12 protein-coding genes, 1 other RNA gene and 1 pseudogene are annotated in these 15,012 nt (G+C 25.1%); 7 read left to right on the plus strand and 7 right to left on the minus strand.

Annotated features, from left to right (window positions below; genetic code table 11):
* Position 1 precedes the first annotated feature (1 nt).
* Both AB4W74_RS00905 and pta read left to right on the plus strand, forming a co-directional pair.
* Entirely contained in the window at positions 2–1,204 is a 1,203-nt protein-coding gene (locus AB4W74_RS00905) for an acetate kinase (protein ID WP_367682245.1), read from the plus strand.
* A gap of 52 nt (positions 1,205–1,256) precedes the next feature.
* Positions 1,257–3,389, plus strand: coding sequence for a phosphate acetyltransferase (pta, locus tag AB4W74_RS00910; protein ID WP_367682136.1), 2,133 nt, complete (start codon positions 1,257–1,259; stop codon positions 3,387–3,389).
* A 4-nt stretch (positions 3,390–3,393) separates the two neighbouring features.
* Here pta and yfaE read toward each other — a convergent pair.
* The 4 genes and pseudogenes from yfaE to gyrA form a co-directional block, all read right to left on the minus strand.
* A pseudogene (gene yfaE, locus AB4W74_RS00915) lies at positions 3,394–3,653 on the minus strand (class I ribonucleotide reductase maintenance protein YfaE).
* Position 3,654: 1 nt separating this feature from the next.
* Positions 3,655–4,785, minus strand: a complete 1,131-nt coding sequence (gene nrdB / locus AB4W74_RS00920; protein ID WP_367682137.1) for a class Ia ribonucleoside-diphosphate reductase subunit beta — start codon at positions 4,783–4,785, stop codon at positions 3,655–3,657.
* Between the two features lie 58 nt (positions 4,786–4,843).
* Positions 4,844–7,135: a class 1a ribonucleoside-diphosphate reductase subunit alpha gene (gene nrdA, locus AB4W74_RS00925; RefSeq protein ID WP_367682138.1), complete on the minus strand. Its 2,292-nt coding sequence runs from the start codon at positions 7,133–7,135 to the stop codon at positions 4,844–4,846.
* Between the two features lie 68 nt (positions 7,136–7,203).
* Positions 7,204–9,714 (minus strand): DNA topoisomerase (ATP-hydrolyzing) subunit A, encoded by a 2,511-nt coding sequence (gene gyrA, locus AB4W74_RS00930; protein ID WP_367682139.1) that lies wholly within the window; start codon positions 9,712–9,714, stop codon positions 7,204–7,206.
* A gap of 266 nt (positions 9,715–9,980) precedes the next feature.
* Between gyrA and AB4W74_RS00935 the strand changes: the two genes are divergently transcribed.
* Positions 9,981–10,694 carry a DUF2076 domain-containing protein gene (locus tag AB4W74_RS00935; protein ID WP_367682140.1) on the plus strand — a complete coding sequence of 238 codons (714 nt, stop codon included), beginning with the start codon at positions 9,981–9,983 and terminating at the stop codon, positions 10,692–10,694.
* Positions 10,695–10,786: 92 nt separating this feature from the next.
* Here AB4W74_RS00935 and AB4W74_RS00940 read toward each other — a convergent pair whose 3' ends face one another.
* Entirely contained in the window at positions 10,787–11,380 is a 594-nt protein-coding gene (locus AB4W74_RS00940) for a peroxiredoxin (protein ID WP_367682141.1), read from the minus strand.
* A gap of 83 nt (positions 11,381–11,463) precedes the next feature.
* Here AB4W74_RS00940 and ung point away from each other — a divergent pair, with 83 nt between their 5' ends.
* Positions 11,464–12,129, plus strand: a complete 666-nt coding sequence (gene ung / locus AB4W74_RS00945; protein ID WP_367682142.1) for a uracil-DNA glycosylase — start codon at positions 11,464–11,466, stop codon at positions 12,127–12,129.
* A 67-nt stretch (positions 12,130–12,196) separates the two neighbouring features.
* Here ung and grpE read toward each other — a convergent pair whose 3' ends face one another.
* The gene (gene grpE / locus AB4W74_RS00950; protein WP_367682143.1) at positions 12,197–12,748 is read right to left on the minus strand and encodes a nucleotide exchange factor GrpE; all 552 of its coding nucleotides are present in this window, start codon (positions 12,746–12,748) and stop codon (positions 12,197–12,199) included.
* 109 nt (positions 12,749–12,857) lie between these two features.
* Between grpE and nadK the strand changes: the two genes are divergently transcribed.
* Positions 12,858–13,736 (plus strand): NAD(+) kinase, encoded by an 879-nt coding sequence (gene nadK / locus AB4W74_RS00955; RefSeq protein WP_367682144.1) that lies wholly within the window; start codon positions 12,858–12,860, stop codon positions 13,734–13,736.
* 119 nt (positions 13,737–13,855) lie between these two features.
* Positions 13,856–14,170 (plus strand): outer membrane protein assembly factor BamE, encoded by a 315-nt coding sequence (locus AB4W74_RS00960; RefSeq protein ID WP_367682145.1) that lies wholly within the window; start codon positions 13,856–13,858, stop codon positions 14,168–14,170.
* A 19-nt stretch (positions 14,171–14,189) separates the two neighbouring features.
* Here AB4W74_RS00960 and ssrA read toward each other — a convergent pair.
* Positions 14,190–14,557, minus strand: a transfer-messenger RNA (tmRNA) gene (gene ssrA, locus AB4W74_RS00965).
* Positions 14,558–14,660: 103 nt separating this feature from the next.
* Between ssrA and grxD the strand changes: the two genes are divergently transcribed.
* The gene (gene grxD / locus AB4W74_RS00970) at positions 14,661–14,990 is read left to right on the plus strand and encodes a Grx4 family monothiol glutaredoxin (RefSeq protein ID WP_367682146.1); all 330 of its coding nucleotides are present in this window, start codon (positions 14,661–14,663) and stop codon (positions 14,988–14,990) included.
* Positions 14,991–15,012 lie beyond the last annotated feature (22 nt).

Consider the following 15,012-nt stretch of genomic DNA (forward strand, 5'->3'; position numbering starts at 1 on the left):
AATATTGAATAATTTAATTTTTGTTTTAAATTGTGGTAGCTCTTCTATAAAATTTGCAATATTAAATCCTAAAAGTAAAAAAAAATATTTATCTGGTATAGTAGAATATTTATTTTTATCTAAAACGTATATTAAATGGAAATATTTAGGGACAAAAAATAAAAAATGTATAGGTTTTTACATATCTCATAAAGATGCTTTAAATTTTATTTTTAATAATGTTCTTTTAGAATGTCAAGACGTATTTAAACATATAATAGGTATCGGTCATAGAGTGGTACATGGAGGTCATAAAATAAAATATTCTACTTTAATAAATAATAGTATTATTCAATTAATTGAGGATGCAGCTATATTTGCACCATTACATAATCCAGCAAATTTAATTGGTATAAAAGAAATTGTAAAGAAGTATCCTATTTTCTCAAAAAAGAACGTAGCAGTATTCGACACATCTTTTTATCAAAACATGCCAAAAACTTCATTTTTATATGCTATTCCTTATTTTTTTTATAAAAGACATAATATTAGACGATACGGAGCGCATGGTATTAGTCATCGTTATGTAGCTTCTGAAGCAGCTCTAATTTTAAATAAAAGTTTTAATTCGATTAATCTTATTACGTGTCATTTAGGTAATGGAGCTTCTGTTTCTGCAATTTGTAATGGAGTATGTGTAGATACTTCTATGGGATTAACACCATTAGAAGGATTGGTTATGGGAACGCGTAGTGGTGATATAGATCCTTCAATTATTTTTTTTATGCATAAAAAACTTGGTATTAGTATTAAAGATATTAATAATATTCTTACAAAAGAATCTGGTTTGTTGGGTTTAAGTGGTGTAAGTAGTGATTTTCGTTATTTTGAAAAAAATTATTTTTTAAAAAATCATGCAAAATTATCCGTAGATATTTTTTGTCATCGTTTAGCTAAATATATAGCTTCTTATATGTCTTTGATGACGAATTCTTTAGATGCTATTGTGTTTACAGGAGGGATTGGTGAAAATGTACCGTTAGTTAGACAAATTACTTTATTAAAATTATCTTTGATTGGATTTCAAATAGATATTCATCGTAATTCATTGATAAAAAATGGGAAACTAGGATTAATTAGTAAAGATAAGTCTCATCCAGTTCTAGTTATTCCAACTAATGAAGAGTTAGCAATAGCTGAAGAAACCATCAAGATAATTAGTTAGAATAATAATTATTATATCGTATTTTTATGTTAAATTTAAATAATAAAAAATTATGTCGCGTATTATAATGTTAGTACCTTTAAATAAAAATGTTGGTTTAAAAACAATTAGTTTAAGTTTACTTTATTATTTTTATATAAAAGAAAAAAATAATCATTTGAAATCTTTTTCTTATTTTCCTCTTATAGATAATTCGTCATTTGATAAAAATTTTATTAAAGAGCATTTTTTAAGATATATTGATGTATTAGATAATATAAATTTTTCTAAAAAAAACTTTAATTCTGATGAATATTTAGTTCTTGTTAATAGAATAATTAAAGAATGCTATAATAAAAAAAAATTAAACGAATTTATTTTAATTCAAGGTATTAATAAAAGAGAACATTTTGATGCAGATCAAATTAATTTTGATATTGCTCAAAATACCAATGCAGAAGTAATACTTTTAGAGAATCTAGAACAATATTCATTGTGTTCTTTTAAAGAAAAAGAAAAACAAATAAAAGGTTTTTTAGAAAATAAAAAATATAAAAATATTTTAGGTGTGATTTATAACAATATAAATTCTCCTTTTATTAAAAGAGAATATACCTTTTTTGATAAATTAACATTGTTAAATGATATTAAAAAAACAAAAAATTTCAATGAAATTAAAAAGAAAATTTTTTTTAATAGTTTTTTTTCTGTGATTGCTTTGATCCCTTGGAATAAGAATTTTTTTCAATTGTCTTCCATAAATATTTCTAATTTTTTAAATGCACATCTTATTAATGAAAAAAATTTAAAAAATTACATTATAAAAAATATAATGATCTTTGAAGAAGAGTATTTAGAGAATTTAAAAAAAATATCTTTTACCACCTTAGTCATCGTTTCTTCAAGTCGAATAGACTTTTTTTTAGAAAAAATATATTTACGATCAATATATAAAAAAATAGGTGGAATTTTATTTACAGGATTGCTAAATTTAAAGAAAAATTTTATTAATAAATTAAATTTTTTAATAAATCAAGGTATTCCCATATTTTTTGTAAAATATAATATAATAGAAACTCTATCTAGATTAGAACAATTTAATTTTAATATTCAAATAAAAAGTAAAAATTGCATTAAAAATATGTTACAATATTTTTCTAAATTTTTTAAAAAATCATTTTTTCTTAACTCAAAAGATAAAGTTATTACTTTTCAAAAGACATTATATTCTCCTAAAGAATTTTGTTATCGATTAACGTTGCTTTCTAAAAAAAAATATAAACGTATTATTTTCCCAGAATCATATGAAACACGTATCTTAAAAGCTGTTTCTATATCTCACCATTTAGGTATTGCGGAATGCGTGCTATTAGGCAATCCAAAAAAAATTTATAGTATAGCAGATGAAAATAATATTTATTTAAGTAAAAAAATTGAAATAATTGATCCATTCTTAATAAGAAAAAAATATATTTCTCGTTTAATAGAAATTAGAAAAAATAAAGGAATGGATGAAATTTCTGCACAAAAAGAATTAAAAGATAATATTGTTTTAGCTACGTTAATTTTAGAATCTGATCAAGTTGATGGGATGGTATCTGGTGCAGTAAATACTACTGCTAACACTATACGTCCAGCATTGCAAATTATTAAGACTAACCCTATGTACACTTTAGTGTCATCTATATTTTTTATGCTTTTTCCAGATCAAGTTTTAGTTTATGGAGACTGTGCGATTAATATAGAGCCGAATGCACAAGAATTAGCTGATATTGCAATTCAATCTGCAGATTCAGCAAAAAATTTTAGTATTAAATCACCACGTATAGCAATGTTATCGTATTCTACTGGTTATTCAGGAATGGGACAGAAAGTTGAAAAAATTAGATGTGCAACTAAAATTGTTCAAAAAAGAAGGCCCGATTTAATTATTGATGGTCCAATTCAGTATGATGCAGCTATTTCAAAAGAAGTCGCACAATTAAAAGCGCCATTGTCAACTATTTTAGGAAATGCTAATGTTTTTATATTTCCTGATCTAAATTCCGGTAATATCGCTTATAAGGCTGTGCAACGTTCGGCAAACTTAATTTGTATTGGTCCAATGTTACAAGGATTAAGAAAACCAGTTAATGACTTATCAAGAGGTGCATCCGTTCAGGATATAATTTATACAATTGCGTTGACTTCAATTCAATCTTCATAATTTTTTATATTTTAATGATAATATTCCCCTCTGGTTCGCAACAGCATGGAAATATTTCTTTTCTTTTGAATAAAGCAGCTATTGGTTTTTTTATCGAATAAGATATATTACCTTTTAATATTTGAATTCGACATGTTCCACAATAACCAGATCTACATTGATATTCAATTTTAATATTATTATATTCTAAAATTTTCAATAAAGATGTTTTTTTTTATATTTTATTTTTTTTTGATTTAATATTTCAATCGTAAAGTTTTTCATTTTATAATTTAAATTTTCTAAATTCTTGATTAGAAACTTCTGATTCAATTTGTCCTACAAGATAAGAACTAATTTCTGTTTCTTGAGGAGCCACTTGTATATAATCAGAATTTAACCAAGAATTGATCCAAGGAATTGGGTTAGATGTTTTCTCAAAAAGCATGTTAAAGCCTATTGCATTCATGCGGATATTGGTAATATATTCTATATACTGACATAATATATCTTTATTTAATCCTAGCATGGAACCATCTTGGAATAAATATTCAGCCCATTTTTTTTCTTGTTCTGCAGCAGACATAAATATTTTTATTGCTTCATCTTTACATTCTAAAACAATATCTTTCATGTCTTCATTATTTTTTTTATTACTTAAAATATTTAAAATATGTTGAGTGCCAGTTAAGTGTAATGCTTCATCTCTTGCTATTAATCTGATAATTTTTGCATTTCCTTCCATTATCTCTCTTTCTGCGAATGCAAATGAACAAGCGAAACTAACATAGAATCTAATAGCTTCTAATACATTTACACTAATTAAGCACAGATATAATCTTTTTTTTAATAAATTTAGTTTAATTTTAATTTTTTTTTCATTAATTTTATGTTTTCCTACTCCTAGTAAATGCCAATAACTTGTTATTTTTATTAGTTCATCATAATAAAAAGAAATATCTTGTGCTCGAGCATTAATATTTTTATTAGAAATAATATCGTCAAATATAATCGATGGTTGATTAATAATATTTCTAATAATATGAGTGTATGAACGTGAGTGAATTGTTTCTGAAAAAGACCATGTTTCAATCCATGTTTCTAATTCAGGTATGGAGACTATAGGTAAGAATGCAATATTAGGACTTCTTCCTTGAATAGAATCTAGTAACGTTTGATATTTTAAATTACTTATAAAAATATGTTTTTCATTAGAGGGTAGATTTTGAAAATCTATTCTATCTTTAGATAAATCTATTTCTTCTGGTCTCCAAAAAAACGAAAGTTGTTTCTCAATTAATTTTTCAAAAATATTGTATTTTTGTTGGTCATATCGAGCTATATTTACAGATTGTCCAAAAAACATAGGTTCTATGAGTTGATTATTTTTTTCTTTTGAAAAAGTTGTATAAGACACTTGATTATACCTATAAGGGTTTTATTTTTTTATTTTTAAAAAATAGATAATTTATTTATTATATCGTACAAGAACCACTTGTACAATTGTCTTCTTTTGTTTTTTCAGAGTATTTATTAAGATTTTGATTATCTTCAGCTCCATCACGAGTATTTTGATAATATAGTGTTTTTATGCCTAGTTTATATGCTGTAAGTAAATCATATAAAAGTTGTTTCATAGGTATTTTTTCATTTAAAAAACGTTTTGGATCATAATTAGTATTTACTGAAATAGATTGATCAATAAATTTTTGCATAATGGCTACAAGTTCTAAATATCCTGTATTGTTTGGTATTTCCCAAAGTAGTTCATATTCTGATTTAAATTTTTTATATTCTGGAACAACTTGTTTTAGCATTCCGTCTTTTGAAGCTTTTATACTAATAAATCCTCTTGGAGGTTCTATTCCATTAGTGGCATTAGAGATTTGAGAAGATGTTTCTGATGGCATTAAAGCTGATAAGGTAGAATTTCTTAATCCATATTTTTTAATTTTTTTACGTAGTCTATCCCAATTAAAATGTAATGGTTCGTTGCATATTGAGTCTACTTCTTTTTTGTAGGTATCTATAGGAAGTTTTCCTAAATAGTAATTAGTTTCATGAAACAATTTACAAGATCCTTTTTCTTTAGCTAGTTCACAAGATGCCTGTAACAGATAATATTGTATTGCTTCGAAAGTTTTATGGGTTAAATTTTTTGCACTGCCATCTGAATATCGAACTTTATTTTTAGCTAAGTAATATGCAAAATTAATTACACCAATTCCTAAAGAACGTCTTGAAATAGAAGATGTTTTTGCACATAAAATTGGATAATTTTGATAATCTAATATTTCGTCTAGTGCTCGTACTGATAATGTAGACAGCTCTTGTAGGTCTTTTAAATTATTGATTATTCCTAAGTTAAGAGCAGATAAAGTACAAAGTGCAATTTCTCCGTTTTTGTCATCGATGTTATTCAATGGTTTTGTAGGAAGTGTAATCTCTAGACATAAGTTGGATTGTCTTATTGTTGCGACATTCGGATTAAATGGACTATGTGAATTACAATGATCGACATTTTGTATATAAATTCTTCCTGTTGATGTTCTTTCTCGCATAATTAAGCAGAACAAATCAATTGCATTAATTCTTTTTTTTCTTATATTATTATTATTTTCATATTTAGTGTATATCTCTTTAAATTTTTTTTGATCTGAAAAAAAATATTCATATAATTTTGGAACATCAGAGGGGCTAAATAATGTAATTTTTTTTCCTAATAGCATTCTTTGATACATTAATTTATTAATTTGTACAGCATAATCTAGATGACGCACTCTATTTTCTTCAATTCCTCTATTATTTTTTAAAACCAATAAATTTTCAATTTCCAGGTGCCATATTGGATAAAAAACAGTTGCGGCTCCACCTCGTACACCACCCTGAGAACACGATTTTACAGCGCTTTGAAAAAGTTTATAAAAAGGAATACATCCTGTATGAAATGCTTCTCCATTTCTAATAGGACTTCCTAAGGCTCTGATTTGACCTGCATTTATGCCGATTCCTGCTCTTTGAGAAACATATTTTACGATGGAACTAGTTGTAGCATTAATAGAGTTTAAATTATCTGCACATTCAATTAATACACAAGAACTAAATTGACGTGTAGGTGTTCTTACACCAGACATAATAGGTGTAGGTAGGGAGATTTTAAAAGTAGAAATTGCATCGTAAAATCGTTTAATATAATTCATACGAATATTTTTTTGATACTTAGAAAATAGGCATGCAGATATTAAAATATATAAAAATTGTGCACTTTCATATATTTCTCCAGTGACACGATCTTGTAATAAATATTTTGATTCTAGTTGTTTTACTGCTGCATAAGAAAAATTCATATCACGTAAATGATTAATAAAAGAATTCATTTTTTTATATTCTTCGAAAGAATAGTTTTTTAATAAACTTGCATCATATTTGCCTAATTTTACCATTTTTTTTACATGATAATAAAGAATTGGTGGTTCAAATTGACCATAAGCTTTTTTTCTAAGATGAAAAATAGCAAGTCTTGCAGCCATATATTGATAGTCTGGTGTATCCTGAGAAATTAAATCTGCTGCAGATTTTATAATTGTTTCATGTATATTGATGGTACTTATATTATTATATAATTGAATTCGTGAACGAAGTTCTACTTGAGAAACAGATACATTTTCCAATCCTTTAGCTGCCCAATTTAAAACTTTATGAATTTTATCTAAATTAATTTTTTCTTTTTTTCCGTTTCTTTTGGTAACAAAAAGATTTATTTTCATATTTATTTAACCTATTTTAAAAAAATATAATAAATATTATTTTTTAAATTGCATTGAAATGATTTTTTTTATATAGGTTCTACGATTCTTTGTAATGCAACAACTTTTTCATTTTTTGATGTCCTTATTAATATCACACCTTGCGTATTTCTTTTTAAAACACCAATTTCAGATGCTCTTATTCTTACTAGTGTTCCTGCATTAGTAATCATCATTATTTGATCTTTTTCTACTACTTGTATTGCACCGACTATTTTTCCATTTTTCTTAGTTATTTTAATTGAAATTACACCCTGTGTTGCACGTGATTTTATTGGGAAATCTTTTATTTCAGTACGTTTTCCATAACCATTTTGTGTTGCTATTAAGATACTTTCTTTTTTATGTGGGACAATCAGAGATACTACTTTGTCATTTTTAGAAATTTTAATACCTCTTACTCCAGATGCTGTTCTTCCCATTGTTCTTACACTATTTTCTACAAATTGAACTACTTTTCCATTTTGTGTAAATAACATGATATTATTATTTCCACTTGTTAATGCTACTCCTATAAGTTCATCATTATTATGTAAATTAATTGCTATAATCCCAGCGATTCGAGGTTTTTTAAATACTTTTAGAGAACTTTTTTTAACTATACCATTTGCAGTTGCCATAAAAATATTAAGATTATCTTTAAACTCATGCATAGGTAATATTGCTGTAATTCTTTCTTTATTACTTAATGGTAGCAGATTTACTATAGGCCTACCTCTTGCATGTCTACTTGATTCCGGTAATTGATAAACTTTCATCCAATATAAAAGACCTCGACTAGAAAAGCATAGTATTGTATCATGTGTATTTGCTACAACTAAACTTTCTATAAAATCTTCTTCTTTTATTTTTGCAGCTGATTTTCCTTTTCCGCCTCTTTTTTGAGCATTATAATCAGAAAGAGGTTGATATTTAACATATCCAGAATGAGATAGTGTTACTACTACATCTTCTTGATTAATTAAATCTGCTACAGTAATATCTGCTTGATTTTCTGTAATTTCTGTTTTTCTTTTGTCTCCGAAATTATTTTTTATTGATATTAATTCATCTTTAATAACTTGACGTAGACAATCAGGATTATCTAAAATTTTTTTTAATTCTTTACTTTTTTGAATTAGATTATTTTTTTCTAAAAAAATTTTATTTTTTTCTAAAGTAGTTAGTTTGTGCAAACGCAAGTCTAAAATAGCTTGCACTTGTTTTTTCGTAAAATAATAATTATAAATTTTTTGGTTTATTTCTTTTTTTTGTTTTTCTAATTTTCTATCTATATATTCAATATTATTATGAATCCATTTTTTTTGTATTAACAGCTTTCTTGCTTCATTTAAGTTTTTTGATTTTTTTATTAAATCAATGATATATTGAATATTTTCTAAGGCAATACTTAATCCTTCAAGGATGTGAATACGTTTAGATGTTTTATCTAGTTCAAAAATACTACGACGTGTAATTATTTCTTCTCTATGTGATAAAAAATATTTTAATATTTCTTTTAAAGGTAATATTTTTGGTTGTCCTTGACATAATGCAACCATATTTATACCAAAAGAGATTTGTAGTTGAGTAAGAGAATATAACTGATTTAAAATTATTTCTGATATAGACTCTTTTTTAATTTCCACTACAATTCTCATTCCATCTTTGTCAGATTCATCACGTAAAGCAGTAATTCCATCAATTCTTTTGTCTTTTACTAATTCTGCTATTTTTTCAATTATGCGTGATTTATTAACTTGATAGGGAATTTCATAAAAAATAATAGATTCTTTTTTACTTTTTTTGTTTTTTTCAATTTTATTGCGAGCGCGAATATAAATTTTTCCTTTTCCTGTTCGGTACGCTTCTTCAATTCCATTTTTTCCATAAATAATTCCGGCAGTAGGAAAGTCTGGACCAGGGATGTATTTAATCAATTCTTCTAATGTAATATCATTATTTTCAATATATGCTAAGCATCCATTAATTATTTCATTTAAGTTATGAGGCGGAATATTTGTTGCCATACCAACAGCAATTCCGGATGATCCATTAATTAATAGATTGGGTATTTTAGATGGTAATATTTCTGGAATATGTTCTGTTCCGTCATAATTTGGAATAAATTCTACAGTATTTTTTTCTAAATCAGTTAATAATTCATGAGAAATTTTAGACATACGAATTTCTGTATATCGCATAGCCGCTGCTGCATCTCCATCAATTGAACCAAAATTTCCCTGACCATCTATTAAAACATAGCGTAATGAAAAATTTTGTGCCATTCGAACAATAGAGTCATATACTGCAGAATCGCCATGAGGATGATATTTACCTATAACATCTCCTACTACTCTAGCAGATTTTTTATATGTTTTATTCCAATTATTATTCAATATATACATTGCAAAAAGTATTCTTCTATGAACAGGTTTTAGACCATCTCGAACATCTGGTAATGCTCGTCCTACTATTACAGACATAGCATAATCTAAATAAGAGCTTTTTAATTCTTTTTCGATATCGACTTGTGCTATTTTTTGATTAAAGTCTTTCATGTTAACTATTTTCTCTTTTTTTTAATTAATCAAATTAAATTAAGTTTAAAATTATAACATAATTAAACTATTAGATGCATGGAAAGAAGTTTATCTACATGATAAAATCATTGTTTTTAGTTTAAATTATAAAGAATTAAAAAATATTTTTTATATTGTTTATTTTAATTGAAAGTATTAATATAACGAATAGATTAATTTTTATAGATAATTATTGAATGATAGAAATAATAACTTTTCTAAATCCAATGAAAAAGAGATAATTTATGAAAGATGAAGAAAAAAAATTAATAGAAAATTTATTTCATCGTTTAAAAAATACTGAATTAAAATCTTCTGAACGCGATGATCAAGCAGATGTTTTAATCCAAAGTTTAGTAAAAAAAAATCCTCATTCTTCTTACTATATGGTACAAACAATGTTAATTCAAGAAACAGCCATAAAAAAGATGAGTTTACAAATCGAAGAATTAAAAAATAAAATATCAATTCTTAATTCAGAAAAATTAAAGAAAAAAACTAGTTTCTTATCAAATTTTTTAAAAAAAGATTCAGTTTTACCAAGTTCGTCTTATGATAATACGAATGTATGGAATAACAATCAGAAGCCTCTACAATCTGCTAATACTAATTTTCCAACATCTTCTACGATGAATACGACGAGTAATAATGGATTTCTTAAAAATGCCTTACAAACAGCGACAGGTGTAGCAGGAGGCATGATTTTAGGTAATATGTTGATGAATATATTTCATCATACGACACCAGAAGAAGAAATATTTGATAATATTCACGAATCTTCTGTATCTCATATAAATGAACATAAAGATATTATAGAAGAAAATGAAAATGATAATGATCATCTAATTAATTATGTTGATAGTGAATATGAATTTAATTCTTCTAACAATAATATTTCAGATGTTGATGAAATAGAAAATTTTGATGAGAGTGGGATCAATGATGATAATTTTATTTGATAATTTTAATCAATAAAATTTTAATTACTAATAATTTGTGTTTTAAGTAGAAATAAAGCCAGCATATTTTTTTGCTGACTTTAAATTTTTTATTAATAATATTTTTTTAAGTATGAAGAAATTCCTTGTTGAGAAGCTTCTATTCCTTCTTCACCATGTTTCCAATTAGCAGGACATACTTCTCCATATTGATTGTGAAAATTTAGAGCGTCTATCATGCGTATCATTTCGTTAATATTGCGTCCGAATGGAAGATCGTTAACAACTTGATGACGTACAATCCAATTTTTATCAATTAAAAATGAAGCTCTTAGAGCTATATTTAATTCTGGATGTTCAATGCCATAAGATTTTTGAATTTCATGTTTTATATCAGAAACCATCGGAAATTGAATTTTTCCAATCCCACCATTTTTCGGGAGAGTGTTTTGCCATGCTTGGTGCACAAAAATACTATCAATAGAAACACCAACAACTTTTACGTTTCTTTTTTTAAATTCTTCATAGATTTTATTAAATTCTATAATTTCAGAAGGACAGACGAAGGTAAAATCCATTGGCCAAAAGAATAATACAACTTTTTTTCCTTTAGAATATTTTTTTAAATCAAAATTATTAATAATTTCGCTATTTTTTAATATTGCTGGCGCTATAAAGTTTGGAGCCTTTCGCGTTACTAAAATCATTTTTTTTCCTTTAATTTGAAAAAATATAATAAGATATATGCTTTTTACAAAATAAGAATTTTTTATTAAAATATGGAGGCACTATGAGTAATATTTTAACTTGGAAAGATATTTTATCTCAAGAAAAAAAAAAATATTTTTTGAAAATTATTCATTATATAAAAAAAGAGCGCCTAAAGAAGACTATATACCCTGTTTCAAAAGATGTTTTTAATGCTTTTTTATTAACTGATTTTAGTAAAATAAAAGTTGTTATTATTGGACAAGATCCTTATTTTTCTAAAAATCAAGCTCATGGATTAGCTTTTTCAGTTCCTAAAAATCAAACTATACCACCTTCTTTAAAAAATATATATAAAGAATTAAATAGTGATTTTAAAAAAAATCATATTTTTCATCATGGTTGCCTTAAAAATTGGGCTGAGCAAGGAGTATTTTTATTGAATACCACCTTAACTGTTGAGTCAGGAAGACCAAAATCTCATTCTAATATAGGATGGAATATTTTTACTAATCAAGTTATTTCTTTAATTAGTCAACATAAAAAATTTATTGTTTTTTTAATGTGGGGGAATGATGCTCAAAAAAAGTCTTATTTAATTGATGTTGAAAAACACTACATTTTACAAGCATCTCATCCTTCTCCTTTGTCTGCACATCGTGGTTTTTTTGGATGCAAACATTTTTCTAAAACTAATAATATTTTATTTAAACATAAGATTAATATAATTGATTGGTTTAAAATTTAAAAATAGAAAAAATATCACAATTTTTTCTATTTTTATGCTGAATTTAAATAAATTTAAAAATAATTTTTTAATTTTTGGAAAGTATAACAATTGCTTTACGGAGTATTTTTTTATTAAAACTAAAACCCTGTCTTTCTACAGATACAATATGATTTACTTTTTCTTTATGTGATGATTGAATGAGAATAGCATCATGAAATTTTGGATTAAAAATTTCATTTTTTTCTCCTTCTTTTTTTACTCCAAATTTTAATAGTATATTTATTAAAGATTTTAATGTTAAATTTATTCCTTGTATTGATGATTCATCATGAATTTTTAATTCCTTAGATTTTTTTAATATGTCTTCAAGAACATTTATTATGGGCATAATTTGTTGAAAAAAATTTTCTATTTCTATATTTTTTATTTTTTTTATTTTTTGTTCTGCATTTTTTTTAATATTTTCTATATGAGCTAAATGTCTTAATTTGATTTCATGTATTGTTTTTTGTTTCTTTAGTATTTTTGTTTTTAAATTGTTAGTTTTTTCATTTTGATTTATCAAATTATCATTTATTTTTTTTGTATTTTTTTTTTCAATTTTTTTATTATTTATTTCTTTTTCTGTATTATCCATAATATCACCACTTTAAATATTACTAATTAATTAATTATAGAGTCGTTAATATGCTTTTAAGACAATTGTTTGTTAAAAAATATATTTTTTTATTAGGAAAACTAATGCAATGAAGAAATATTTTAATTGTATTGGCATTATTGGATATCCTCGTCATCAAAGTGCATTAACAATACATGAAATACTTTATAAATGGTTAATTAAAAAAGGTTATAAAGTTTTTATAGAGCATAATATTTCTAAAAAATTAAATTTAAAAAAACCTAAAACTGCAACATTAATAGAAATTGGTCAATTATGTGACTTGGCAGTAGTCATCGGTGGAGATGGAAATTTATTATTTACGGCTCGAATTTTAGCATATTTTAATATTAAAATCATTGGTATTAATCGAGGAAATTTAGGTTTTCTTGCAGATTTACATCCAGATAATAGTTTTAAAAAACTAGAAGAAGTATTGTCTGGGGAATTTTTAATAGAAAATCGTTTATTATTAGATGTAAAAATTTATAAGAAAGAAAAAATTTCTAAATCTAGTATAGCTATTAATGAAGTTGTTTTACATCCAAAATATGTATCTCATATGATAGAATTTGAGGTTTATATTGACGAAAAATTTGCTTTTTCTCAACGTTCAGATGGATTGATTATTTCAACTCCAACAGGTTCAACGGGATATTCTCTTTCAGCTGGAGGGCCGATTATACAAACTTCTTTAGAAGCTATTTTATTGGTTCCAATGTTTCCTCATACTTTATCTGCACGGCCTCTTGTTATTCGCAGTGATAGTGTTATATGTTTAAGATTTTTAGATATAACAACTGATTTAAAAATTAGTTGCGATAATCAAATAGTTTTACCTGTAAATAAAAATGAATATATATTTATTCGTCGCAGTAATTATCATTTAAATTTAATACATCCTCAAAGTTATAATTATTTTAATAATTTAACTTCTAAGTTAAATTGGTCTAAAAAATTTTTTTAAAAAATAAAATGTTATGATAGCATTTTTTATTATATTAAAAATTAATATCTTAAATTTTGACAGTTAAATATTGTTATTCAGCACATTTCATATAAAATATTATAGGTAGTAAATTATTGATGACAAAAAAATTTTTTTTAAAAATATTATTAATAACCTTTTTATTTCCTAGTTGTTCATTTTTAGAGAAGAAAAGCACTATAAATAGTTTACACGAGTTGCATTTTGATCTAAATAAGTTAAAAAAAAATTATAAAGGTATGACAAAAGAACAAATAATTTATATTTTTGGAAATCCTATAATTTCTGATTCATTTAGTGATGTTTATCATTATGTTTTTTGTGAAAAAGAAAGCAAAAATAATGGATGTTATCAAAGAACACTTAGTGTCTTTTTTAAAGATAACACAGTATTAAAATTAAATATTGAATAATTGATAAAAATAGTTTTTTTTGGAGCTGGCGGGATTTGAACCCGCGTCCAAAATTTCTATAAATAAAGATGCTACATGCTTAGTTTTTCTTTTTTTTCTTCGTTTAATTTGGAAAAACTCATTTTAAACGTATAGCTTGAAAATTAATCTCGTATTGCTTCCAAGCTAAGCAATGACGTTTTCTCTTTAAATTTTGACCTTTCTTAGTTTCTCTTTCTCAAGAGATAAGTCAGAGAAGAAAGGGCTTTAAGACAGTTTTTTAAGCTGCTAAAGCGTAGTTTTGTTTGTTATTTGCAGTTATTTTTTTACGGTTTTTTATCGAGGCAAACCGTTCCTCGACATGCACTTTACTTTTTCGACAATTTTGTCGAATCCAGAATCAGCCCCATATTTTTAATGCCAAATTTTTAATATTATTTAGTATTACAAAAAAAAATAAAATTGTCCATACAATATTTAAAAGTATTATTTATAATAATTGAGGAAAAATATGAATACAATTGAAAAAATTAAACGTCAAATTCACGATAATATAATTTTAATTTATATGAAGGGTACGCCTCAGTTTCCCAGTTGTGGTTTTTCTGCTCAAGCAGTACAAGCTTTATCTTCTTGTGGTGAAAAATTTGCATATGTCGATGTTTTAGAAAATACGGATATTAGAGAAGAATTGCCAAAATATGCCAATTGGCCAACTTTCCCCCAATTGTGGATAAATGGAGAATTAATTGGTGGATGTAGCATTATACTTGAAATGCTTCAAAATGGAGAATTACAAAAAAAAATATCTGATGCAGTATCAGAAAATAAAAAAAAATAAAAAAATTGATTTTTTAAATAAG

Origin of the sequence: Buchnera aphidicola (Hyalopterus amygdali) (assembly GCF_964059015.1) — a bacterium.
Classification (GTDB): domain Bacteria; phylum Pseudomonadota; class Gammaproteobacteria; order Enterobacterales; family Enterobacteriaceae; genus Buchnera; species Buchnera aphidicola_BN.